Origin of the sequence: Laspinema olomoucense D3b (assembly GCF_025370785.1) — a bacterium.
GTDB lineage: Bacteria > Cyanobacteriota > Cyanobacteriia > Cyanobacteriales > Laspinemataceae > Laspinema > Laspinema olomoucense.
Map to the genome: position 1 here is coordinate 23161 of NZ_JAMXFA010000026.1, position 26173 is coordinate 49333.

At 45.3% G+C, this 26173-nt stretch carries 19 protein-coding genes; 7 read left to right on the plus strand and 12 right to left on the minus strand.

What is annotated here, in order from left to right:
- Window positions 1-196: 196 nt before the first annotated feature.
- The 11 genes from NG792_RS18445 to NG792_RS18495 all read right to left on the minus strand — a co-directional run bounded on the left by NG792_RS18445 (window position 197) and on the right by NG792_RS18495 (window position 15636).
- Window positions 197-400, minus strand: a complete 204-nt coding sequence (locus tag NG792_RS18445; RefSeq protein ID WP_261199247.1) for a hypothetical protein — start codon at window positions 398-400, stop codon at window positions 197-199.
- 196 nt (window positions 401-596) lie between these two features.
- Window positions 597-809 carry a hypothetical protein gene (locus NG792_RS18450; protein WP_261199246.1) on the minus strand — a complete coding sequence of 71 codons (213 nt, stop codon included), beginning with the start codon at window positions 807-809 and terminating at the stop codon, window positions 597-599.
- 451 nt (window positions 810-1260) lie between these two features.
- The gene (locus NG792_RS18455) at window positions 1261-1812 is read right to left on the minus strand and encodes a porin family protein (RefSeq protein WP_261199245.1); all 552 of its coding nucleotides are present in this window, start codon (window positions 1810-1812) and stop codon (window positions 1261-1263) included.
- 400 nt (window positions 1813-2212) lie between these two features.
- Entirely contained in the window at window positions 2213-4084 is a 1872-nt protein-coding gene (locus tag NG792_RS18460) for a hypothetical protein (protein ID WP_261236354.1), read from the minus strand.
- Window positions 4085-4626: 542 nt separating this feature from the next.
- Window positions 4627-6759: a CHAT domain-containing protein gene (locus NG792_RS18465; protein ID WP_261236355.1), complete on the minus strand. Its 2133-nt coding sequence runs from the start codon at window positions 6757-6759 to the stop codon at window positions 4627-4629.
- Between the two features lie 24 nt (window positions 6760-6783).
- A complete protein-coding gene (locus NG792_RS18470; protein ID WP_261236356.1) occupies window positions 6784-9615 on the minus strand; it encodes an NACHT domain-containing protein in 2832 nt (943 codons plus the stop codon).
- Between the two features lie 41 nt (window positions 9616-9656).
- Window positions 9657-10685, minus strand: a complete 1029-nt coding sequence (locus NG792_RS18475; protein ID WP_261236357.1) for a DUF1822 family protein — start codon at window positions 10683-10685, stop codon at window positions 9657-9659.
- Window positions 10682-11395, minus strand: coding sequence for a hypothetical protein (locus NG792_RS18480; protein WP_261236358.1), 714 nt, complete (start codon window positions 11393-11395; stop codon window positions 10682-10684). Before NG792_RS18480 ends, NG792_RS18475 begins: the two co-directional genes overlap by 4 nt.
- 147 nt (window positions 11396-11542) lie before the next feature.
- Entirely contained in the window at window positions 11543-11737 is a 195-nt protein-coding gene (locus tag NG792_RS18485; protein WP_261236359.1) for a hypothetical protein, read from the minus strand.
- 163 nt (window positions 11738-11900) lie between these two features.
- A complete protein-coding gene (locus tag NG792_RS18490) occupies window positions 11901-13637 on the minus strand; it encodes a protein kinase domain-containing protein (RefSeq protein WP_261236360.1) in 1737 nt (578 codons plus the stop codon).
- 64 nt (window positions 13638-13701) lie between these two features.
- Window positions 13702-15636 carry an NB-ARC domain-containing protein gene (locus NG792_RS18495; RefSeq protein ID WP_261236361.1) on the minus strand — a complete coding sequence of 645 codons (1935 nt, stop codon included), beginning with the start codon at window positions 15634-15636 and terminating at the stop codon, window positions 13702-13704.
- Window positions 15637-16250: 614 nt separating this feature from the next.
- Here NG792_RS18495 and NG792_RS18500 point away from each other — a divergent pair.
- From NG792_RS18500 to NG792_RS18520, 5 genes are all read left to right on the plus strand, one after another.
- Window positions 16251-16691: a hypothetical protein gene (locus NG792_RS18500; protein ID WP_261236362.1), complete on the plus strand. Its 441-nt coding sequence runs from the start codon at window positions 16251-16253 to the stop codon at window positions 16689-16691.
- 125 nt (window positions 16692-16816) lie between these two features.
- Entirely contained in the window at window positions 16817-18043 is a 1227-nt protein-coding gene (locus tag NG792_RS18505) for a hypothetical protein (RefSeq protein WP_261236363.1), read from the plus strand.
- 312 nt (window positions 18044-18355) lie between these two features.
- A complete protein-coding gene (locus NG792_RS18510; protein ID WP_261236364.1) occupies window positions 18356-19759 on the plus strand; it encodes an FHA domain-containing protein in 1404 nt (467 codons plus the stop codon).
- Window positions 19760-19787: 28 nt separating this feature from the next.
- Complete coding sequence (locus NG792_RS18515; protein WP_261236365.1) at window positions 19788-21296, plus strand: caspase family protein; 1509 nt, start codon at window positions 19788-19790, stop codon at window positions 21294-21296.
- Window positions 21297-21330: 34 nt separating this feature from the next.
- On the plus strand, window positions 21331-22434 hold the full coding sequence (locus NG792_RS18520) for a protein kinase family protein (RefSeq protein ID WP_261236366.1): 1104 nt from the start codon (window positions 21331-21333) through the stop codon (window positions 22432-22434).
- Window positions 22435-22557: 123 nt separating this feature from the next.
- Here the strand turns inward: NG792_RS18520 and NG792_RS18525 are convergent, their stop codons facing one another.
- Window positions 22558-22689: a hypothetical protein gene (locus tag NG792_RS18525; RefSeq protein WP_261236367.1), complete on the minus strand. Its 132-nt coding sequence runs from the start codon at window positions 22687-22689 to the stop codon at window positions 22558-22560.
- A gap of 893 nt (window positions 22690-23582) precedes the next feature.
- Between NG792_RS18525 and NG792_RS18530 the strand changes: the two genes are divergently transcribed.
- The gene (locus NG792_RS18530) at window positions 23583-25442 is read left to right on the plus strand and encodes a 3'-5' exonuclease (RefSeq protein WP_261236368.1); all 1860 of its coding nucleotides are present in this window, start codon (window positions 23583-23585) and stop codon (window positions 25440-25442) included.
- On the plus strand, window positions 25421-26167 hold the full coding sequence (locus NG792_RS18535) for a Uma2 family endonuclease (protein ID WP_317619516.1): 747 nt from the start codon (window positions 25421-25423) through the stop codon (window positions 26165-26167). Before NG792_RS18530 ends, NG792_RS18535 begins: the two co-directional genes overlap by 22 nt.
- Window positions 26168-26173: the final 6 nt, after the last annotated feature.

Sequence of the window (26173 nt, forward strand, 5' to 3'; positions counted from 1 at the left end):
ATTTATTTACATTTTATACACATTCTCTTCATCTTGGGAAGACTGAGGTTCAAGTTGCAAGAGCAACGCCCCTCCATCGGAGCGCTCAGAGCCACCCCCTCTAGGATAGAGGAGGTGGCTCTGAGCAGGAAACAATTATTTGAACATCCGCGAGTCCCGAGGGATGGGAGTTCAGTTTGGAGCGGATCAAGGCGAGTTAACCCGAATCCCCCAGATGGTCCGGTGGGGTCCGGTGGGAGGTGTCGGGGGATCTGGCTGCCGGAGGCTGGCGATCGAGCAAACCCGTCGCTTTCCAGGCCCAATAAACTGTAAAGGCTCGACCCAATTCGTGAAAGGCTTTTTCAACTTCCTCCGATGACTGAATCGGTTCGTGAGTTGTGGGGGTTTGTTGTCCGTTCATGGTGGTAAATCAAAAGTAAAGTTGAGATATTTCTACAATCCGCGATCGCCTAGAAAATGGGTGTGATCCAACTCAGCGATCGCTCAGGATAAAATAGCCATTTAGGGGTGAGGCAAATAACCGACCAATCCGGTTCCCATCCCCTCAAGTTGCGCTCAGAATTCTTCCCACAACTTTTCCCTTGCTAATCTCGGTGTTACCTACCCCCGGGCATCCAAGCCTGCTGGATCATCCTTTCTCCCGGGGGAATCCCGTCCTCCTGTTTCTCCTGCAACTCCTGCGTTTTAGGGAGCGCAAGTTTCGGGTCCAGATTAGGATTTTCTGCCGTTGTATCCACCTTTGCTTCAAGAGAATGGGCAGGTTTTTTGGCCGTTGAAAAATCAACAGGCTTGGGTTCAGTTTCAGGCATAGCTTAGACTCCTGGAATGTAGATAAAAAATCAGCAGGCCGAGACCAGCAATAAAAATCTGTGCATTAAATTTTAAAAAAAACCTCTCAAAATCCGTAATAAACTTTCAGCAATTAGTTTATCTTTAACCAAAAATAATAAAATTTCCTCTACCCATAGGAAGAAATGAGAAACAGGAAAAATGGCATTGCCGATAGAGCAAAAACCCGCACCCTCAAGGGGGAAGGCTCACAAGAGGCTAGGATTCCCCTAACGCCCAGGCTAAAGAGTAAAGTCAGTCTTTGACAACGGGATTGAGTATAACCCATACTATACTAATGCCCTAGGACTCATGAAATTGCCCACAAAAGCACAGTGGGGCAGGTTATACCTGCCCCACTGCTCTTTCTTACTTACAATTTAACCGAGTGCCACACCACACTCCACCCAAATCCGGGTAAAATTAGCAAAATTAGAAGCGATAGCCCGCACCCAGCAACAGACTAAAGGCAGCTTCATCCGTATTGCGATAAGCATCAAACGCGACTTTAGCATCCCCAAACAGAACAATGTTTTCCTTAACGATTGCCTCCACTCCCGTGGCAACCGTTAAGGCATCTTGGTTACCCAGAGCCGTTTGTTGTCCGCGTTCGGTGATGAAGGAATAACCGCCTCCTAAGTATAAGTTGGCGTTATTCGTAACGGGTACATCGAGAGATAACATCGGCACCAATGCTGCCGCATTATTATTAATCAAGGCCGATCCCCGCACAGATAAGGCAGAATTAGGAACTTGATAACGACCCTGGACGTTACCGCCATAGCTTTCACTGCCTTGTCCCTCCTCCCAGTTGTGAACGTTACCACTGAAACCTGCACCGATATAGTGACCCGCCATTCCTTGCTTGCCGGTGAGGGTTTGTAACCCTTCGGCATGAGCGGCACTGCTGGAGAGGAGTGCAGGGATCATCATCACAACGGACAAAGCAGACAGAGTTGCAACAGACTGAAGAATTCGTTTCATAAAAGTCGGTTGGTGAATGAAATCTTGACAACCGTTGATACTTTGACTGTAGGGGGTGATGGTTATGGACTGGGGAGGGGATGTGGAAGTATTTAAAGTGACTGTTATACCGTCGGAGTGTTTCCCGGGAGATTTGCGGGAACGAGAGCGAAATCAGCTTGCGCTGTAAGGATTTAACTCAAACCGTTCCCGGGCGATCGCCCGAGGGTATAACTGGGGAAAATCCCCCTCATCCAGACAGTCCCTAAACTGGCAAGGGAACTGGAACAAGTGGATTCCATCTCAGTCCTTTCCAGGTGCGATCGCACCTCTGGGACAATTCTCTCACTACAAAAAAGTCGGTTGAGTTACCCACATTAACTCGACCGACCTATCCGGACAAAACAGCGAAACCCCGAGCTTACACTGAAGCACGATTCGCCACAACTTTATCCAGCAATTTTTGCTGAGTAATGTAGCCTAACTCATAACAATATCCCGGTAATAGATCTAATTTTTGCCGGACTCGGTGACAAGCTCGGCTCCGTCCAAATTCGGTCGGTTTGCTCATCACCCAGTTAACATGAGCTTCTTTGTTCAGCGCCTTCCGGATTTTCACAATCTGCTTGATTAATTTCTGGGCTTTTTCCGCATCATCACTTTCTAAATACTCCCATTGGCCGTAATTAGACACCGCATATTTATGGGCCTTGTCTAATAAATAATGCAGGGCTTTAAATAGTAACTTCAGGTCGGACTTCATCAGCATTTCTACCTTTAAAGTCTTTTGCATGATTTCCGGGTCGCTCATGGAGACAAATTTCTGTAAATCGCAGAACTTGTATTCCAAAGCCGAAACGGCTTTATAGATATCCTCCAAGGTGCGCTCAATTTCATCAGAAATCAGTTGTTGTTGTTCCGGTAAAAATAGAGTACCTTGATGAGCGCGATAGGCGATTCCTTCTAATACCGGATAGTCACAAATCCCGGTTTTCCGATATTGAGAGGTAAATTGAGCAATCAAGCGTTCCTCATACCGTTCTTCTTTAGAGGGGTTGGGGCTGTGGCGATTCAAGTTCATTTGACGAATGGTTTCTAACCATTCTCTTACGGCTGTTTCCACCTCGGGATTATGAGAAATTTTGGTGTTTTTACCCCGCGCATGAGCTACGGTAATGTAACAAGCGGTGATACTGGTAATCGTAGAGAGAAAAAAGAAGAATAAAGAAAATCCCAGCCGGGAAAAATTCAGGGCCCATAGATTTCCGAAGAAATTACTAGAGGCGAGGCGGACTTCTTCAACCCCCGAGGTGATTTCTCCATATTCGTTAAAATAGCGACTAAAAACCAGGGGTAATTCTCGGTTGAGAAAAATCAGGTCATTTCCCAGTTCACTGCGAATTTTCAGCTTTTCTTCCCACTCTTCTCGCACTGCAAAGGTTTCGCTGCGGATGCGATCGGCTTTTTGACAGAGGGGGAGATTTTCCGCCGGGACGCGACTCCAATCCCGTTCGCGATCGGCTACGGACCCGTTTGTTTCCACGTAGAGGGAATCCCAACGCGGATCGGTGCGGGGAATTTGGGATAAAAGTTGGAGGTTTTCCTGACATTGCGCAAAGGTGCGTTCGTAGGCGTCAGTATTGGGTTCTATTTGGCGAATTTTGCGGTCATGTTCGGCAATTAATTCTTCGGCGAGTTTATAGCCTAAAGCGGGACGGTTGTTAATTAATTCTGATCCAATTCCCGCCACGAAAGATTGCAGAATACTCATGAGTAAAAATCCAGCAAAACCGACCTGCGCCCAATATTTTTTACCGGGTCGGTTTCCGACGGTAGCAGTTCCGGCTAGGTTGGTCCAATTCAGGAGAATGAGGTTTAAGACAAAACTGGCGACTGGAGCTACCCAAACATTTCCTATTCCTTTAAAGGCAAACAACAGAATGGGGAAGTTTGTGATAGCATTAATTAAGGTGGCACCGGAAACAATATCGGCGGTAATTTCCGAATCCCTGCGGACATCTCTGGGGACAAAGGCTTCGCCATCAAAATGCCGGGGGTTGGCTTGGAGAAAGCCTAGGACGTAGAGAATGGGCGGTTTAGGGTTGAGGGAATAGTATAAATTCCAAAACCATCCTTGCCGTCTGGACCGTTTGACGAGCCCCACGTAGTCGGGATTTTTTTCCAACCAGTGAATTAATAATAAATCGTCGCTGAGTGATGCTGAAGGGCGATGCGATCCGTTCAGCGGTTCGAGTTCGTTAGAGCGCACTAAATCGAATTTGTCGCTTTTCATAGAAGGTGTATGCCTACCGAAAAAGTGTGGGGAAACCCTGATTGCAGTGGGGATAAGTTCAGCACAATTCTGAGAGTCAGATTATTGCCGACTAAAATTGCGATCGCTCGGGGAGTAAGAGGGCGCAATTCTTGCGTGTGGGAACAGTTGGGGACAAATACGCAAGCTATCACGGAATGGGGTTTATCTTTTGAATGCCATTAATGAGAAAATATTTCCGGCTAAATTGTGGCAATCGGTAGTGCATACAGAGGTTTGGCGTTGAGAAGTGGGCTGATGGATTGCCAACCAGCATTGGCCGATGCTCGGTTTGGCAACAGGTCATGCTTATTTTACTAAAGCAAACCGCAGGTTGGGGGAATTTGGGACAAACTCTGCTGAAACTGCCTTCATAGCAAGGGAAGTGAGTTTTTTGGGGCGATCGCACTCCGTGCAAATTAGGCTCCTGGCTCCTCAACAGGGTCCTTGGTGAATCCGTGACTTTATCGGATTCCCCCCCTGGGGCGACAAGAAGCTCGCGGAAGGGGCCTAAATAGACGGGTTTACAGCGGCGATGACCCCTGGGGAAACCACCGCCAAATTTTAATTGTTTTGTCTTGACTCCCACTGATTAAAGTCTGTCCATCCAGACTAAATGCCAGCGAATTCACCGAGTCGGAATGTCCAAGAGTCTGCTGAGTTTTTCCAGTGGTTAAATCCCAAATTCTAATGGTATGATCTCGACCTCCACTAGCTAAGGTTTTGCCATCGGGGGCGATTGCCACCGCTTGGATGGTATCTGAATGACCTTTGAGGGTCTGCTGCAACTGGCGATCGCCCCACCGCCAAATTTTAATCACATCCTCTGTACCCCCACTCGCCAAAATTTCTCCATCGGAACTGAGGGCTAAACTATACACTTCTACATCGCGACTAAACCAAGCTTGCGCCGGACTCAACCAACCCGAAGGTCCAACTAAGGTATGAATCAGTTGTCCTTGTTCCGGATCCCAAATTTTAATCGTGCCATCCAAACTACTACTAATAATTGAGCCATCTTTAGGATGAAAAATCACCTGAGAAACCGCCCAAACATGACCCCGCAAAGTAGCAATAATTTTTTCTCGATGAATATCCCACACCTTAATCGTACTATCAACATTGTGACCACTGGCGATGTACTTGCCATCGCGATTAAAGGCGATACTCCAAATCGCTAAACCCACCCAATCATTCCCTCGCAGGGTGGTTTTTAATTCGACCTTATTCTGTTCCCCTTCCACCTCCCAAAGTTTAATCGTCCCATCGGGAAAGAAACTGGCACTCGCCAGAATTCCCTCGGTACTAAACTGCACTGAAGTCACCGTTGCCGTATGTCCTTTCAAAGTTTTTTTGAGTTCCCCCCTGTGCAAATCCCAAAGTTTGATGGTTTGGTCAAAACTGCCACTGGCAATCATCCGGCCATCGGGACTCACCGCCACCGATTTGACCCCGGCCAAATGTCCCGTGAGCGTCTTCACTTCTTGCCAAATCGGTGTTGGTTTGAGGAGTGGGGATACAAGAACTGGCCTGGTTTCTGGCAATTTCAGCAATTTTGGCCAGGTGAACGGGGGTTGGGCGGGATTCTGGCAAAGAATCGGTAACCAACACACCCCTGGATATTTTTTATTCCAGCATTCTAAACTATCTTTGGCCTGTTTCAGGGCAACATATAAAGATTTGCCCTCAGAAAAAGCCTGAAGAAACTTTTTAATAAACGCCACGGCAAAATCCCCCGGCACAGGTTCCCGCATCACTATCACTTGGGGAATATTTAAACCTGCTAATTCTGTGGCCAAACCCAATCCATCACAGGAATTAAAAATGGCCAATTGTAGCCCGCGACTTAGAGCTTTTCGGAGGGATATTTTCAAAGAATTAATGCTTAATCCATAGTCACGCCTAATAAAAAATTCGCCGGTTTCTCCCATTTTGGAACTGGAACTATGTCCCGCAAAAAAGAGAATATCCCATCCCATTTCATGTTGTAGTGCATCATATATTTCAGCCGGTTCATGAGGATTGGGAAAGAAAGTTTCCGCATGAGGCAATCCTTCCAGTTTTTGTTTCTCTTCTTTAAGATTTAGATCCTCGGCTGTGCTGAGGATGGCTAAAATTCTCACTTGTTCACGGGCGATCGCATCCGGGGCCAGATTGATGCGACTATATTCGGGCGGCACTAAGGCAATTTCTGCATAAGTATATCGCTCAAAAATATCCCATTCATTCCAGGGGAGTTTTTTCAGCCCGGGGTCACTCGTTTGAATAAAGACCCGAATCTCTTCAAATTGATCGGGGAGATGGGTGAAAAAAGTTTCACGCATCTTTTGAAGTTCTCTGGATTCTGAGTTCAGCCAATCTTTAAATGATTTTTTTAACTCCTCCTGAGAGGTTTGGCATTTTTCTAGCGGTTCTTTCGTGGGAGGAACCGCCACCTTCGCTGTCCCTTTAGGCACATCCATTCTCGAAGTGACAAATTTTATATTTATAAAAGCGCACTGCCAAATTTGGTAAAGCTCAGGAATCCTAGATGATGGAGGCAACTTCCCCATCACTTCGGACAGAGGATTGCCTCCTTCTTCCCTAATTTCCAGTCCCATAGGAAACCCAGTCTTAAAATCTCCTTGACCAATGGTGAAAATCGCGATTTTAGTCATGGCAATTATTCAGGGAGTAAAACTCTATAATTTAGGTTTAGATACCATCGCCAAATGTTCCAAGAAAAGCCGATGAATAAAAATATAACCCCCTCCCACTCTTTGTAAAAAAATAAGTTTTCTAGCATAATCGAGAAAGCGGGTATAGTTCCAAGGAATCGAGCCATTCCAATACAATAACACCCGCATAGTCAAATGTTGAATGCAGGCAGTCCCCGCTTGGTTCAGTCCATAAAATAAGCCGACGAGGATTCCTGAAAGGATAGCACGAACTGTAAATTCTTGCATCCAAGCTGTCCCCAATCTCGCAGAGGCAGATGCGGGTCCGATAATCAGGGTGAGGATTTGTTCGCTCATCAATCCGGCAGTGAACCCCAAGACTGCCGCTGCGATCGCCGCTAAAATTGCTGCATTTTTCAAAGACTGCCAAATCCCTTGATTGGGAAATTGTTTGGAGTCCAGATTCCCCCCTTTGAGTTCATAAACCAGCACAATTAAAGGCGCCACGATTACAAACCCAATCATCCTAGAAATCATCCAAGTGATTACCCCTAAACCTAACCCCAGGGTCAAGGCTTTTTTGACTGCATCCCAGGACCAATTCAGGGTTTCTACAGGTTGAATTTTTTTCTCTTGTCCCACCGTCAGGGTCGCCCAAATTCCCAACGGTAAACCAAAAATTACTACAAAGATTAAACTAATGATCATTCCCCAAAATGGCTCCAAGAAAAAACCCACTGTTAACCAGAGAACCATCCCCACAATCGTCCCGCCAATCAGTCCAAATAGGAGTCCTACCCCCCAGGTAATCTGTTTTTGGAGGCGTGACTCTAACCATTTGGGTTGCAAGCGGTCCAGAAAAAATAGGGTTTGGGATTCCTGGTGCATCAACTGTGCCAGCCAACTCAACCATTGGAGCATTGTTTCTTTATGATACGGTCTTTTTTCTGGGGGGTGACGATACCACATCTCGTTAATATACGCATCAAATAGCCAGCGCCGACGAGCTTCTAAAGACCCTGATTTTACTCCATTTTCAAGGTAATTTCCCTGACAAACAACAGCGATAATATTCAACATTAAAGGGGTTTTTGCCAATTCCACCAACAGGGGATCGGATTGGAATGCGGCAATATCTATATCGTGGATTTTCCCTAAATAAGCTATATATTCGGCAATTTGTGTTAAATTTAAAGGCTGCAAATAAATTGCGGATTTAAAATTAAATTGCAACTGGATTGCTTCATAGTCTTCTCGACGACTGGTGAGGACGATTTCTGTTAGAGGGTATTGCTTGATGAAGGCATTTAAAGCGGTTAAACAGACCTTTCGCATTTCTGATTTGACTTCATCTAAACCATCTAGTAGTAATAACAAGCGCCCTTTTTCAAGGCTAAATTTGATCCAACTGGGGGAAACTTCATAATTTACCGTTCCTTCCTGTATAATCCAGTCCTGAATTGGCAGGGTTTTCAGTCCCCATGAGGACAGAGTGAAAACTAGGGGAATCGGTTGAGTATAGTCTCTTTCTCCTCGGGCGATCGCATCCCGAGCGAATTCCAGCAAACTCACGGTTTTTCCCGAACCGGGTTCTCCCAAAATAAGCAGAATTCTCGGGGTTTTCAGTCGGTCAAAATACTGAATCATTCGGGTATTTTCCGGGAGAATAAGTTCTGTTTGGTCTGGGTTTTCCCCAAGTCTTTCCACCGATTTTACACGGGGATACTGTTGTAGTCCCGGGGTCAGGAAAAGTTGCTGTTGCAAAGAGTTTTCTAAAATTCCTTGAATCCAGTAGTTTTTAACTTTCTGGAGTAACGTTTTCCGGGTTTGATATTCCTCTCGGGTTTGAGGAGTATCAACCGGCGGTTTTCCCAGGATGCCTCGCCAAGTTAGGGCGGGTTTGAGGGGATGTTGACAGAGGATGGGTAAGCCCATAATTCCGGGAAATTTTTGTTCACAAAATTCCAAACTTTCTCGACCCTCTCGCACCGCTGGGTATAATAATTTACCTTTAGCAAAAGCGGTCAAAAAGGCCGAACAAAATTTAGCGGCAAACTGTTCTAAGAGTGCCTGTTTAAAAACTACGATAAGCGGGGGATTGACTAAGTTTGACAGCAATTCGGCTAGATCTAATCCATCATTAAAGATGGCGAGTTTTAAGCCGCGATCGCAGGCAATTTCCAGGGCTTTTTTAAAATCGGAAATATTCAATTTTTGAATTAAATCCTGATTCCCAATAAACAATATATCCCAACCCGTTGTATCCTGGAGTTGGAGATATAGCTGCTGGGGTTGAGAGGATTTTAAAATCAGATGTTCCGCATCGGATAAGGATTTGAGAGTTCCGAGGGTAGACAAGGTTTCTGAGTGAGGGCGATCGCCAACCACAGCTAAAATCCTCACCCGACTTCTAACCGGCGTATCATCAAAATCCGGCAGGGGACTATACTCGGTTAAAGTGAGGGCAAATTCTGCCTGGGGATAGTTCTCACGAAAAATATCCCACTCCTGCCAAGGCAGTTGTCGAAGAAGGCGATCGCCAGTTTGAATCAACAGCCGAATTTCGGGCGGGCGATCGGTTAATTCCAGCAGGATTGTTTCCCGCAACTTTTGGACATCACCCTCACCTTTTAACCAGTCCTGAAAGCAACCGATGAGCGCTTGATAACTCTGCGCCAACTGAAAGCGATCGCCCTTTTCTAAATATAAAATCTCCCAATTCCGATACATCTGGGGAAGTATTGTATTCGGGGTTAAATTGACAAGAATTACCGTTTTTTGAGAAAAAGAAATCCGAACCCTAAACCCCGTTTCAAAGCTGCCTGATTCAAATCTAAATTGGATTAAATTTTCCATTGCTTTTCCTCCCACCCCCCGAGAATTAAGTCCAGAAAACCTTAGATTATAAAACTTTCCGTAGCACTGACTTCTCCCCATTCCAGCTTAATGACAAACCCCTCCCCCGGTTCCCCACTTAAGGGTTGTTCAAGGCAATTGTTACCCCGTCCTGCGGTTAATTCCTCCAAAATATCTCCCTCTTCATTCAAAACCATCAATTTGAGTGGCTCAGGCAAATCCGTTGACTCTTGAATCGGAAAAACTCGCACTAAAATATCAATTCTCCCCTCAGATTCCTGGGAAAGCTTCACCAATAGCGCTAAAGACGTCGTTCCCAAAATAATCGATTTTCCCTGTTGAATCGTCGGGAAATCCGGTCCCGGTTTGACATCTTTGGCGTAACTGCTTAAATCCCCAAGAAACGCAGGCGATCGCATTCCAAACAGTTCATCAATCGTCTGCCATCCCTCATCAATCGCTTCAACTAAGTCATTTAAGCGCCATTTCAAGAGATTTGTAATATTCCGCTCCTCTCTTTTAGAAGAGCGATTGACAGCCTCTGTAGGCTTTCCCTCGGAGGTATTTTCCACTATATTATCAGCTTGTTGCAATCCGTGAAGAAAAACAATTAAATCATCAAGGGGTTGAATATCTGTAAGGGATAGCTTGATTCCAAACTCAGCTATATTGATTGCCGGAAAAAATCCCAGTAGTATAGCTTCATTGAGGCGTAATTCAAATTGAACAGCTACATAACAAATTCTAGTTTCCTGAACATATTGACTAAGATCAATGACAGCTTGTCCAGGCAATAAGGGACAACATTCTATTTTACCCAAACCAGGTATCACTAAATCCGCAACATTATAGAAAGCCTGTATCCCAGGATTCCAACTATCACTTTCATTAAGGGAATTGTCAATTTGCAGCCAATTAAAGTAATTGTGTAGGGCATATACAGCTAGAGTATTGAGATAAACTTGTTTTCCTTTCTGAGGGGTTTCTTGTTCAACGGCAAACTCTCTAGCAACACGATGAGCACTTCGACCTAATGGGATTGTTAAGGAGGAAATAGGCGTGGGTTTCATGATAGTTTATCCTTTTCGTATCCTAGCTCTTTGGCAATTTTTTTGAGTAACGTTCTGCATCGGCCATACCAATGATTAGTGAGAGTTGAAATCGGCATATTCCAATCGCTGGCAATCTCGTGAAATTCGTCTGGGGGTTCTTTTAATCCCCGTCTTTGACTAAGTGCTTGGCAGGTGCACTTGGGATAGGTATCGGGATGACAGCCTTGCAATCGCCCGAGTGGATCTTGGTCTATATAATCCTTTAGACGTAAAGCAATTCGTTTGAACTTACGTTCTTGAGCTTGTTGTATTTGAGACTCGATTTCATCTAAAAAAGGAGCCTCAAAACCCTCTGACGCCAGCATATCAAGTCGCGTTCTTTGCTCGCCAGCCTCACTGAAATTTCGGGGCTGATCTAAACTGATACAATTCGGATCAACAATAGGAGATAAAAAACGCTTTCTACGCTTATACAAATCCGCATTAATCCATTTTGTTAAACTCTCTTCTAAAGAATCTCCCATCTGTTGAAAATTTTCACAAATATTTTTACTCACCCGTTCCCAAGTTTCATTGAGAGCCTCTAAATCATCCAAATGATAGGATTTATACAGTCCGGGCAGTTGCTGGAGTTTAATCAGCAGCCGATTCATACCTTGCTGTCGCAGCAGGCTGCCTGTCGGGTGTAGGCACACCTCTTCAATCTGTTTGCGTAGCCAGTCATCCATACGAGTTTTAATGAAAAATGGGCTGTTTTTCTATTGTGCATCAAAAACAGCCTCATAAATCATCTATCCTAAATTGAGAGAACGCTGTCCCACTCGGGATTGACCCTTGGAGTCCCATCCTCAGCGGGAATGCATCCTGGATCTACGTCAGTTGCCAGCAGGGGGCGTTTTGGGGCCTTCGCACTTGTTACCCTGGGACTGAATCATTTCCCCTAAGCCACTCTCAGAAGCTGCTACTGCCGAGTTTGTCTGGGTTTGCAAATAAGTGGCGTTGAGTAAGTTGGCGAGCGCCAAGGGAATAACTACAATCTCTACTATTAAGGAGATAAACTTCTTGTCCATTTGTGAATCCTGGTTATTTCGATTAGGACAAGGGGGTGCAGAACTAAAGTGCTCAGCTTGAGGTTCTGCATCCCCTCACCGAAATAACTGAGTTTTTGAAATTTTTTGGAGTTTTAAGCTATTTAAAAAATATCAAATTTTACTTATATTTAATAAGTAAAATTTATAATTGGTCAAGATCATCTTCTGCTTGAGGCCCTAAGCGCAGGAGCGCCTGGTGGATCCATTGGTCTACCTCCGGCAGATGTTTGTCATTTGGAGCATTTTTAATACAACTTCTCCAGGCTCCTAATGCGTAGGAGGAGTTTCCTCCAGCTTCTAGCAGTTGTGCTAATAAGCAGTAAGCGGAAGCGCGTGAAGGAGCTAAATGGATCGCTTCACTCAGGTGGCTATGAGCCTCTTTTTGCTCTCCTATTTCCACCAAGGCCCAGCCCATATTTTTGTGCAAGATGGACTTTAACTCCAGATCTTTGACTAGCTGCAACCCTTTTTGAAGCCTGGTAATAGCAGAAGAAGGCTGTCCTTCTAAAATATCTAATCGACCCAAATTGTTGTTCACTTTGTCCGGAACACAAGGCATTGCCATTTCGTAGTAGCGACGGGCAACGGTAAAATTTTGCTCGGCGTCACTAATCAAGCCTTTGATATAATGAGCTTCGCATAATTTGGAATTTAAAAGTAATGTTAAATTTATATACAATTTTGCCTTATTAAAATCTCCAGATTGGTAGTAGTCTGAGGCTGCATTGTTGGTCTTAAAACTTAACTGAGGTAAATTCAAATAAAACAAAATGAACACTACAACAGATAAAACGCCCCAATTTAATTTTAGTGGGTTATACTTAATTGCACTCTTTCCTTTTAAAGAGTTAATTTTTTGTATAAAGATTGATAATTTTGGAATAAAAAAGAAATTACCGAGAGTTGAGTTTAAGTTGTTTTGAGGTTTTATCTCAATCTCATCTAACTGGTTTAACAGCCGTTCAGGATTGCGAGTGCGCTGAGAAGAGATGGGGTGAATTAACTGATTAATCGCCGATGCTAAAGCGGGATTCAAATTGGGACAACCGCCTTGCCAGCCGACTAATTCTCCCGTTTCTGGGTCCTCAAATTCTAGGGGTGACCTGCCGGTTAGTAAATAAACCATCGTGCGTCCTAGGGCAAATAAATCCGATTTGGGAAGTCCTTTTCCTTGCCGTTGCTCTGGTGCGGTATATCCTTCGGAAATCACGCGGGTGACGGTTTGCTGTTCTCGTTTTTCGACTAAGCTGGCGGTGACTTCCCGGGCGGTTCCAAAATCAATTAAAACCAGTTTACCATTGGGACGACGCATAATATTAGCGGGTTTAATATCTCGATGAAAAAAGCCTTTGCTATGAACAAATTTTAAAATTTCTGCTAATTGACGTAAAATCTCTAAAGCCTGATGGTGAGAAATTGGGCCATGTTGGGTGATCCACTGCTCTAAATTTACGCCATCAATTTTCTGCTGAACTAAACATCGGAGAATGGTTCCTGAGTTTAAGGTAACCAGAAAGGGACTATAGGGTTCAACGGTGGGAAGTTGGGGATGTTTGAGGGCAGTTAAAACCCGCGCTTCTTGCTCAAACAGGCGAATTAATGCCCGGTTATCGGTGGGTTTGAGGACTTTTAAAACTTTCAGGGGGTTGCACGCTTCAGCGTTATCCCCCCAATCCTCGACTTCAAATAGTTCCGTGGAGGTGGGTTGATTCAGGGGTCGTAGAGGAGAGATGAGGCGATAGCGATCGCAGACAAACAAGGGTGTACCACAGCTTTGACAAACTTTCCCCATCTCCGGGTTTTGTCGCTGTTGGCATTGGGGATTAATGCAGTAGCTTACCCACTCTGGTGAAACGGTTAATCCGTGGCGATCGCTCATGGTTCACACGCCCTTTTATTTCAGGTTTTGGAGGGATTTGAAATCCGTTAAGCCTATCATAGCTTTAGCCCTCAGACTTAGGCAAGAGCTTGAGCAAATTCTGAAGATTTTCGGCGACATATCCCACTTCTAGGGCGGATTTTCCAGCCAGCATGACGAGCATCTGAGTAAGATAAACCCCTAACCGGCGATCGCTTCTCCATTTCATCACAAGTTTCTCTTTGATGGGAGTGAGAATGACTCGCGTTTGAAGAGAGTGGATTTCCGAACTTAAAGCATAATTTATAGCGATTTGATGGGTGCGAAGTCGGTCAAATATCTCTAGGTTTTGAGTGTGAATTACTGTACTTATTTCTTGGCAAACTCTGTCGATTAAGTCTTTCGTGATATATTTCATCACCGCTGGTTGGAGGCTAAAGTGCGCTTCATCCTCCATTGTGCTAATCTCCAGAAGCGATCGCCGACTCAGGGATGTGATAATTTGGAGCCATTCTGATTCAGAAAAGGTTGATAATATCTGGGGTTTTAATGCAGCCACGGAAATGGGTTTTCTGGCGATTGCTAACCCGTACATGATTTGTTGTTCTCCCTCGGACACAGTTTCCCACTGTTGTTTCAACACCTCCTGCAAGGCATCATCGACCACCACGGTATTTTTTTGAATAAAAGTAGAGACTTTTCCGTTAAAATAATATTTTATGAGTGGACCAATTGTCATCAAAGCCAAAGGATTAGCCCGATACAGTTCAATTAATTTGTGCCAATCCTCGGGATTTTTGAGTTGGTTATCTTGTAAAATTTGGCGGGCCGCTGCGGGTTCTAATCCTTGAACAGTGAACAGATGAGTCGTCAAATTTTCTTGTTCTAAATAAGGCATAGACTGGGATGGTTCCCGACTGGTCAGGAGTAAACAACTTTGATGGGGTTCCCTGCTGATTTGGCGAATTAGTTCACCGTAGTCCTTATATCCATTTCGGTATTGTCCGGCTAATTCGCCACTCGCTAATAGGGTTTCCCATTCATCCAAAATGAGTAGACATCGGTGCGATCGCAAACCCTCCATCAGCCGATTAATGGCCTCTAAGGAGGTTTCGGGTAAATTAACAGCAAATTGAGGGGACAGACATTGGATGACATTTCCTAGGAGTTCGAGTAGGGGAGGAGCATGGCGCAGGGAAATCCATTTTATTCGGTCAAAATCATGTTGAATCATTTGAGCGCAACGGATTGATAAATAAGTTTTACCCATTCCACCCAATCCGAGCAACACCACTAATCGAGCGCGATCGCTCACAATCCACTGCGCCAAATTGCCTAATTCTTCTTGGCGTCCATAGAAATTAGACAGTTCCGGCGCTTCGTCTTCCCAAGTTCTCAAGGGGAACTCTACAGGCAATTTCCAATCCCCCAACGGAGGCATTTTTTGCTCAGGATCTTTTTCTAAACCGGGAGGATTGATATCCGTTTGATAGAAAAACTGCTGCATCCATTCTTCATAGAGACAGTCCAGAAAAATCTGAGATAACCCATTAACCACCCAATGTTCACAAGTCTCGTAATCGAGGTTGAGAAACTTTCTAATCGTTTCTGAACTGGGAGGAAATAAATCATTGAGTTTTTCAACCCAAACTTTATTAAATTTCCCCCAAGCAATGCCTCGACCCTGCTTGAACTGCGCTAATTTTTGGGCGATCTCCTGTTTCAATTCCCGAGGGACATTTTGATGACTGTAGTCCCGATAAGGACGATTCAGCAAGAGGCGACATAACCCATCAATCAACCAATATTCGCAGGTTGAAGCCGTATCTTCCAAAATTCGTTTGACCTCCGCTTCTGTTGGCGCATCTCCCAAACTAGCCGATTCTCTACGCCACTCTTGTACAAGGTTAGTAATTTTATTGCCATAGTCTTTGAGGAATTTATCCTGTAACCGTCTTCGCTGTTCTGAACTCAGCGGAACAGGATGAAGATTTCTTTCCGGCAGAGTGGGTTGATACATAAAAGTCCTACAAGTTAGTAAAAACGACGTTCAGCCTCTAATTCAGATGTAATTGATAAATGGTGTTTTAAATAGGGTTTACTTAGGTTTAAATCTCCTCTGCCTTCTAATTTAATTAGGGTATCATACTATTTTCACCGATTTTGTGAATTTTGGAAAGAGGGGAAAGGGTGATTTTTTCCGGTTGCAGAAATCCGGGAATGGAGGAAGTGGAGGAATCTGCCGTTTTAGGGAAACATTCGATCGCCCTTTTGCAACCGCACACCTTAGCTCAGACTCCCTAAAAAATCAAGCCCTTCATTCCCAGGGGACCGTGGCGATCGCCTCTGTGACCCCCCTTTCAGTCAAATTGGCTTTAACTTGTTGTCAAATTGGCTTCAAGTTTAGAGGTTTTTAAAATCAACTTGATACAATGGGCAAGTCAGAATATTTTAGGTGAAATTTACCCCCTAATTAACTCCCCATTTCCCGTACTTGAGGAAAATTATAGGAGTTTAAAAAGTTAGGGAGGTTAAATCTCAAATATTCAAGGGATTAAGCTGGGCTCAACTCCTCAGTTAAGGGAGTAATCCCCTTTCTCCCCATCTTGACTTGACCTTTTTATAAATGACAGTATGGCTATCAATCTTGACCTGTTTTCGGGGACCAACTTTCGCTCGACCATTCAAAACTATTGCACCCAACTCAAATGGCGGATTCATGACATTAATGACCGTCGGGCAATTTTGCGCTTTAATGCCGCTTCAGGCAATACGCAAACTCTCTTTATTATCCGCTATGAGAATACCCTGGAATTTTCCGTGCCTAGCGGGTTGAAATTTAACAGGGATTCTGAAATTCCGGGGGTATTTTCCACCTACTTGCTGGTTAAAAATGCTTCATATAAGCTGGGATTTTGGTGTCTTGAAGAAATTAGCGGCCAAAAAGTGTTTTCAATTATGCACAATGCGGAGATAAGTCTCATTAATTCCAATTACTTTGAGCGGGTTGTTTTAAAACTCGTGAGTGAGTGCGACGAATTTGAACAAGCCATCACCAATCTTTTGAATTATTAATCCGTTCCTCGCTAATCTGACGGAAAAGCCGGGGAGATAGCCTGTTTATTTGCGGTTTAAATGGAGTTAAAGTGATCCTTACGCGCTACCTCCTGTAAAAAATTCAATGGCAACCTAAATGTTCTATGATGATTATTCGTCAACCCCTTTATATTTATCCTGGCGATCGCCTGGAATTGGAACTCGATCGCCTCCGTCAACTCTTCAGTGCTACAGAAATTAAATCGAGCGAACCCGGACCGCAATTAAACAACTTTTTTCTTCTCGGACCCCGCACCACTAGGACCGCTTTTCAACTCTTAAAATATCGAGGTTTAACCCTCAAGCAACCCCCTAATTCTACCCCCATTATTGCTTGGGGAGTCTGGATGCCTTTTGAAGATAACCCACTCCATGCTCCCTTAGTCCAAATTTATCGCCCCCTTCCCCAATCTGGCGATCGCCCCCTGCTGATTTCCGAACAACCTTTACTACCGGGAGAACTGATGATCGTGACAGAACATAGCGAGTCCTTAGTAACTTTATCACCCTGTGAACTCACTCAAACTCTACCGGATAACCTCCAGTGGTTTGCATGGTATTCTGACCTTACCCGGAAAACTGAACGCCCAATTTGGGGTAAAAATTATCCCCTAATTCCACAACATAAAATTGCAGATACTCCCCTCTATCATCCCGGTCCAACTCTCCAAAATTCGACTCCATGCTTGAAGGATTTATCCGGTAAAATTTCTTACCAATTAACCCCAAAAAACTCTTCATTTCAAATGATTTCTATTTTGCCGGATAACGAATTATCCGACCTAGCTCTGGCCTTGGATGCTGCCCCTTGGACTCGGCAAATTCAGGAAAATTATAGTCACGATACCTGTAATATTTTAGCCTGGAGTCACCATCCTGACTGTCCCTTAATCGTCAAAGAACTGGTTTGGCAACTTCAAAACCCCGCCCTCAAAAAGAAAATTGCTCAACTCACCGGAATCCCCCTGATAACGCGGCGAACATTAACTTGCGATCGCCTCCGTCCGGGCGATCGCCTGTTCCCGGGAAAAAATTCCCCCAGTGACGGCAAAGTCAGGGTTCAACTTCATTGGATCTTGCAAGTACCTCATACTCCAGAACGTCCTTGGGATTTACGAGTTCGCTCTCTCAATGCTCCTGACAAACCCCAAACTGTTTACGCCGCAAAACCTAATTCTGCCCTCTGCTTCCTAATTGGAAAAGACCACTCCTACGAGATTCCTGTGATTCCCAAGGATGCCACAGACCGCCTATCCATTATGATGACCTTTGAGTCCCGAGTTGACCCTCCTACTCCCATTTGGGACCCGACGTTTAGGGACTCATATTAAGGTAGAGGAGGCAACCAGATTGCTGGTGCTTGGGGTGCGATCGCCTCGGAAACCGGCTCATCCCCACCCACCAAAAAATGTAGTGCAAATTACATTTAAAATTCAACATAAAAATTTACAAAAGGATAGGTTACCAACGCAAAAACTATGGGATAATCAGCCTAAGATTTTAAATTATTCCTGGTTTCAGCACGACGGTACACCGGGCTTTGATTGGTGTGAACACTCCCCTCGACGAAACCTGGGGAAACTTGTTCTGGGGCAACCCTTTTGCTTCCCTGTTGATTCATACATTTAACCGGAATTATAGCCATGAGCGAACTCAAACTGTTGATAGAACATACGGGTCATACCTATACCCTGAAACCGAATCGGGAATATGCGATCGGGAGTGCTTCTGACTGTGAGATTCGCTTGACAGACCCCCAGGTTTCCCCCTGGCATCTCAAGTTTAGTTTTGACCAATTTAGTAAAACCTGGCATATCTATGATTTAGGGAGTAGTACCGGCACATTGATTGATAATCAACCGATTAGCGATTATCCGTTGGTTGCCCAAAAAAGAGTGAGTTTAGGCAGTGGAATTCATCTCATTGCTACCCCAGAAGGAAGCAAAACCACCCCCGCCTCCCAACCCGCACCACCCACGACGCCTCAACCCGTTCCCGCACCGCCTCCACCATCGCCTGGTTACGCCGCAGCACCCCCTTCCTATCCCACCACGATGCCTGCTGCCAAACCAGCAGTGGTTTCCTCAGAACCGGATAGAGCGTTAATTCGTGAATATTTTGAATGTCTCAGAAAACGCCGGACTGCACCCAAAGAACAAGAACAATTAGGTCAAAAAGCCCTGGATGACTTCATCCTATCTATCAAGGAAAAACGGTGGCCCACAAAAGAAGGACGTTATATTTATGGGTTGATAGCCATTCTTTTAATTTTAGCGTTATTTCAACAATTTATATGGGCAATACTTTTATTAATTGTCGGTTTAATTGTAGCTTTTTATACCGTAGAGCGCCCTCCCAACCTACCAAAACCTACAGCTACAGATGAGGAGATTCTTCAATGGTTACTCATGGATAGAGAAAATTTAGTCAAAAAGGGAAAAGCCGAACTGAGACTTTTAGAGACAACCGGACAAGAAGTAGGAAATATCCTTGATGCTCAACCGATTGTATTAATTAGTGGGGTTAGTGAACAACTCAATGAAGCAAATTTCGGAAATTGGGGTCTGCTTATGAGCATAGTGGGGTATAACAATTATTTTGTGGAAAAAGGACTTGATGATGAGTATAAATACAGCATTTATAATTTTATAGCTATTTATCCTTGTCAAAATTTTATTGCGTATTATCGATGCACATGGAATTTTATAACCGGATTTTCTTTGCGGGATGAAACCTGTGAATATCTCTACGATAGCATTGTTTCGGTCAAGACTCAAGAGTTGTCAAATATGTCTAAAGCATCGGTCTACAAAGAAATATCGTATGAAGTTATTGAAATTACTACCACTGATAGCCAGAGCATTAAATTCCCTGTCTTAGAAGACCACAGAATTGTGGCTGAAAATCAAACCTTTAATTTTGATAAAGTCCAGGAAAGTTCGGCCCGAAATACGGCTCATACGATTCGGCAGCAGGTGCGGCAGCGGAAACCTGGATTTATCCGAACTCAATCTGTTAATGAAATGCGTCAGAATTTGCTAGAATAAATCGAAGTAAAACCGGGGAGGGAGAGAGATGGTTACTACCTTTGATGATGGCTATGCTTTGTTGATTGGGGTGGGAGAATGCAAGGACAAAAGCTGGTCTTTGCCGGTGACTGTGAAAGATATTCAAGCGCTGTATCAAATTTTGATTGCACCGGAACTCTGTGGATATCCTGAAGAGAATATCCAGTTATTGCATGATAAAACTGCGACGCGGACTAACATTTTAGATAGTTTAAGTTGGCTGAAAAACAAGGCGCATCAAAATCCCAATTGTACGGTTTTGATTTATTATTCCGGTCATGGGTGGCTGGATAAAGACACCGGGAATTACTATCTGATTCCTCATGATACTGATTCAAAAAAGGAGGAATTTGCGGGGTCTGCGTTGGCGGCGGAGGTCTTTACGAAAGCCATTCAGCAGATTGAATCTCAGCGAGTGTTGGTGGTGATTGACTGTTGCCATGCTCAGGGAATGGCGGCGACGAAAGGGGAGCCGATCGCCGTGAAAATTCCCGGGAGATTTGCGGAAACTGCTACGGCAAAAAGTTTAATTCATGCGCTTTCTCAAGGCAAAGGACGAGCCATCTTTACCTCTTGTACGGGGAATGAAAAGTCTTGGATGAGAAAGGATAATTTGATGAGTATCTACACTTACCATCTGATTCAAGCTTTGCAAGGAGCAGGAAATTCCCCAGATGATACCGTGGTGCGTCTTTCTAATTTGATGAACTATCTAGCCAAAACGGTTCCCGATAGTGCAGCGAGTGAATTTGGTATCACTCAAACCCCAAATTTTGATATTTCTAATGAGGATTTTGCGGTGGCGATCGCCTTGCTGCGGGGAGGAAAAGGATTGCCGCCGGGAGGATGGGATGCGGTGAAGGATGAGGCGGCACAAAAAATTCGGCAAGTGGTGCAAGCGGGTCGAGATGTGATTGGGGTGGAGGGAAGCGGCAATGTAGCGATCTCTGGAGGAGCAATTCATAATACCAACAGTCAAGATACTTATACGACGAATAATCAAGGGTCAACAACTTATCAAAATCCAGTTTATAACCAACAAGGTTCGACGACGTATCAAGTGGAAGGGGAAACGGTGTACACCACTCAGGGTGGAAAAATGTACAACAGTCAGGGTGGAGAGATACATATTGGCGATCGCATTTATAATCCCCCTCCCGAAAAACCCAAGGCCACTTTTGAAAAACTCATCCGGGGAATTGCCAAAAAATTCACTTATTTAGAGCAAATTCCTCCCTTTGATGCGGATGATATTTGGAAAATGGTCCGAGATGGAAATGGGGAAGGATTTGAACCCCTGGATTTAAAGGTCTTTCAATTAGTATTGAGCTATTGCTGTTATTACTACAATCATCGCATTACCCCGATGAAAGACTATCAAAATTGTGGGGAAATGGACTACTTGCATCAAGCTCGGCAGTTGAGTCAGACTGTCCGGCTTACTCAAAGCAATTCTCCGCTGAGTTCTATTATTAAATCTCGGGAACTGGCGGACATTATCCGAACAATGGAATAAACTTTTTCCACTCATTTTGCTCAGGTGAACGGCTATGAATATGAATGGGGGCTCTCAAAGTTACCGCCAATTATTAGCACAACGTCCGGGGGGACGGTTTTTGGAAGATGAAGTAATAGTGATTTTGCAACAAGTGCTTTCTCAACTGATGCAGAATGGCACAGAAGTGCAGGGTTCTATTGCGTTGGAGACGTTGGTACAAGATGCTGACTTGCAACAGGCGCGGTTTGTGCGATCGCCCGATGTTGTCGTTCCAGAGGCGTATCTCGCACCGGAACGCCAAAAAACCGGCTTAGTCACCCCAGGGAGTGATATCTACGCTCTGGGAGTGACAATGCTGGTATTGCTGACGGGGAAAGCGCCGGAGTTGTTAAAAAATCCTGACGGAACTTGGAAGTGGGAAGACTATTGTATGGTGAACGATCGCCTTGCAGAAGTTCTAAATCGGGCGATCGCTCACCATCCCGAACAGCGCTATAGCAATCTGGGGCAGATGTCCGCAGCGCTCAATCCTACCCCTGTGACCCCGGTATCCCCCAGGGTGATTGAATCGCCTTTACCCCCGTCTTTCCAAGGAAATCGACTGGATACTACACCCACTTCTGTCGCAACACAACTCCCTCTGCGATCGCCCCATCGGTTCGGGGTGTGGCAATGGGGACTGAGCGCTGGAGTGGCAACAGTGATCTGTGGATTAGCCGGGTTTGGATTCAACCATTGGCTCAGTGCCAATCAGACCCCCTCCCTGTCCACTCCTTTCAATTCCGTCAGTTCTTCAACGCAGTCACCCCCCGCTTCCGAACTGCCTGCCGAACCTCTCAATCCGTTCAAAACGGCTGTTTATCCCCAATCTAGCTGCGGCGATCTCCCTCCCGCTGAGCCGAATGCCTATCCGGTACGATTTTATCCCGTTTTCCTGGAAAAAAGTGAGAGGAATTTGCAACAAGTGAGAGCGCGATTCTGTCGAGATGCCTATCCGATGCTTCGCAAAGATAACAATCAGGAAGCCATTCAGGTTGCTTCTTTTTTGAGCCGGGAACGAGCCGAATTATTCCGAGACTTTTTAGGGGAAAATGTAGGCTGGGCTGAGGTGGGAACCGTGACGATTATTAATGAAATGCCCGCATCTTTACGATAGCCACCGCCAACCGAAATGCGGTTTCTGCCTCGTGTTTTTAGAAAACCCAGGCTTGTGGGTTGATAACGGTTGGCGATCGCAATTGTAGAATCGCAATGGAGAAAAGAACGGGTAGTCCCGGTTCTAAACGTCAGACTGTTCTGAAGGTTTGGGGAACGGTTCGTAGTCAATCCCGAAGGCTTCCGCTAGGACTTGGCGCGCTTTTTCTGCCCAATTTGGGTCTTGTTTAATGCGATCGCGAAATCGTTCAGACACGCGAATGGTGATCAGTGCACTCAGAGGCTCGTTGCGCTCAGTCCGAAAGCTGAGTGATTTACCAAAGTCTGGGTTTCCCCCGGTCTTCCTCGTCCCACTAGGCCCTCCTGGGTTGAAAGTCAGCCCTGATTATAGCAGAGTCGAAGGGATAACAATTTAAGCGCTGCTTGTTTTAGAGCGGGGTAGCCATGCCACCGAAACCGCGCTGTTGAATTCGGCTTAAGAAAGCTCTAAAAATCTATTTATATTTTTGTATAACGTATGAATTAATGCCTTTAACGGTTAACCTTTATACTCCCTTCGAGGTCAGCGAACGGGCTAAAGCGCGAGGAAATAGTGTACCTATAGTGAATGCAAGCGATCGCACCACGGGGAATTAATATAATAGACCTCTTGCAAAATTCTTTAAAGCCCCCCTTAATAAGGGGGGGGAAAGGGGGATCAATCCTTTTTTTTGCAAGAGGTCTAATTTCCTAAATGGCAGTTGGCACTAGGTCGTGACCAAAGAGATTTCCAAAATTGCCCGGGTTTGTCCCTATTTGGGGACAGTCGGATACCATAATCATGGATGGGAGTCGCGGTGGGTATGTCTGCTTTAAACTTCCATTAGCCCAGAACTCTTTGGGACTGCTTAGGGAACTTGCGCAAAAACTCCGTATTCCCACCAATTGACAAAACCGCGCCTGTTTTACCCAAATTTTCTAAACAATAGATTAATAGATTACCATTAGTAATTTTATAAACCAAATCGACCCCAACGGTGAGACAATAAAGTTTAATAAGCCAGTAATTTTAGCCTTCTCAATTCAGAGGCAGTTATCAGCTTAGGAATAGATTCATGTCGTTATGTAGCGACGGCGCTGCAAGCATTAAGCCAGTTAGAGGAGAGGGTCATGGCTGCAATTGTTCCCGATGCTGTCCCGGCAAAGGCAAGTCAGGGGGAAAAGAAAGTCTTCCAGTTGCTCAGAGATGAGTTGCCTGATGATTTTTTCGTCTACTATGAGCCGAGCGTGAATGGGCTATATCCAGACTTTATTATTATGAGTCCAACGTTTGGGTTACTCATATTGGAAATTAAAGGCTGGCGTGCCAACCAGATAGAAAGTGCTGATAACCAGTTTTTTCTGATCAACCAAGGGGAGCAAATTGAAAGTTGTCAGTCTCCACTTCGGCAAGGGAAGGGTTACCTGGATGCTCTGCTGCACCAATTCAAAAGTTATTCTATTCTTTGCCAGGATGACGGCGAACATCAAGGAAAGTTGAGATTCCCGGTCGGGGTTGGGGCCATCATGACTGGAATCACCGAACCTGAAGCGCGGGTCGCTAATCTATATCCCCTCCTCGAAAAACCCCAGGTTTGTTATCGCGATGAATTGCTTGAATGGGAAGAGCTAGGAGATAGCAGACTGATCAAGCGCTTAGAGAAATTCTTCACCCATCGGTTTAAGTTCTGGGGATTAGAAGAAGACCAAATCAGCACGATTCGCGGCATCATCCACCCCGAGGCCAAAATTCGGGAAGAACCCGCCCAACCCACTAGCGTTCCGGTTGGACAAGAGGTTTCCCCCAACGCGCAGCGCATCCGCACCCTGGACCATAAACAAGAACAACTGGCTCGTTCACTGCAATCGGGGCATCGGCTGTTCTGTGGGGTTGCGGGTTCCGGGAAAACGTTGATTTTGCTGAGTCGCGCTCAAATTCTTGCCCGTGGACTGTTTGAGAAAAGGGTGCTGCTGTTGTGCTTCAACGTGACTTTGGCTTCTTGGTTGCGATCGATCATCCAACAGGATGACAACCGGGCCTATCGGGAACGAATCGAAGTGATGCACTTTCACGAGTGGGCCAAGTCGATTTTGGGCGGGCTACCGAATCCCCAGGTTTATAAAGAGAATTACGACGACTTACTCGGTGAACGGCTCGTCAAGATTTTAGAGCAAATGCCGTTAGAAAATAAATGGGATGCGGTGCTGATTGATGAAGGCCATACATTCTCGCCCTCATGGTTTTCCGCTTGCAGACTCGCACTCAAAGACCCGGAAGATGGAGATTTGCTGATCGTTTCCGATCGCTCCCAAAGTTTCTACAACCGTCAAAAATTCACATGGAAATCTGTAGGCATCAACGCCCAGGGTCGGATGCGGAAGCTCAACCAAAACTACCGCAACACTGAGGAAATTTTATCTGCCGCTTGGGAGATAATTCAACCGTTGTGCGGAAATGACGACGATGAAACCTTCCCGATTGTGGAACCGAAAAGCGCAATCCGACGCGGGAAACGCCCCCTCCTCCATCTGATGGACCACCGGCAGGCGGAAGTCGAAGGGGTACTCTCACAAATTCACGAGCTCGTCGCCCAAGGCTATCAGCCCGAGGATATTGCCATTATCTATCGCTATTTGGGCCAGCATGAGCAGGATTCGTTCACATACCTGACCCAACAATTGGAAGCCTCGGAACTGGGATGTTGCTGGATTACCAAAGGCGATGAGGAGAAAAGAAACTACAGCGCCGCGCAACGGGGAGTGCGAATTGTAACGGTCAAGTCAGCATTAGGACTAGAGTTCAAAGTGGTGATTGTGCTTTGGGTTCAACAGTTTGGTGCGAAGGTTGGTGTAGAAGATGCTGTTGATGCCAAACGCCTACTCTATGTTGCCATGACCCGTCCACAAGACATTTTACACCTGTTTGGGTCGGGAAATTTCTCTTTCCTGGAGGAATTACAAACCTGCGAATGTTTAGATATTGCCTCCTAAACGATGCTAAAACCGGCACGAATGGACTGGCTTGCTCCAGAAATAAATCGCACCCCAACTTACAATGGGTGATCACAGGGACGGGGGAATTGCTAATAGATGTACTAGGGGATGTAATCATGACGATCGCCACTCAGAAAAACTTAACCTTTGACCAATTTCTCGCGCAGTATCCCGAAGACGGGGGATTTTACGAACTGGTGAATGGAGAACTGGTAGAAATGCGAGCCACTCGAAATCACGATGATGTTGCGGATTTTATTGCCGATGGGTTTAAAGGTGAAATCCACCGGATGAATTTAAACTATGTTGTTAAAAATACAGCGGTAATTAGAACGGTGTCTGCGGCAGGAATTGAGCAAGGGCGTCAACCGGATGTAGCCGTTATCGATCGCGATGTCTGGCGCAGCGATCGCTCGGACTACAATGGATTACGAGAACCGATTCAGGTGGCGGTAGAGGTGACTTCAACGAATTGGGAAGATGATTATCTCGATAAGTTTGAGGAATATCAACGGTTAGGAATTCCTGAATATTGGATCGTGGATTATTTAGCCGTTGGCAGTCGAGGATTTCTGGGAAACCCGAAAGTGCCCACGGTTTTTGTGTTTACCTTAGAATCCCCGGGTCAATATCGGCGCACCCAGTTTACCGGAGGCGATCGCATCCTCTCCCCAACTTTCCCCGAACTGTCCCTGACGGCACAACAGGTTTTGACAGCCTAGCCTCCG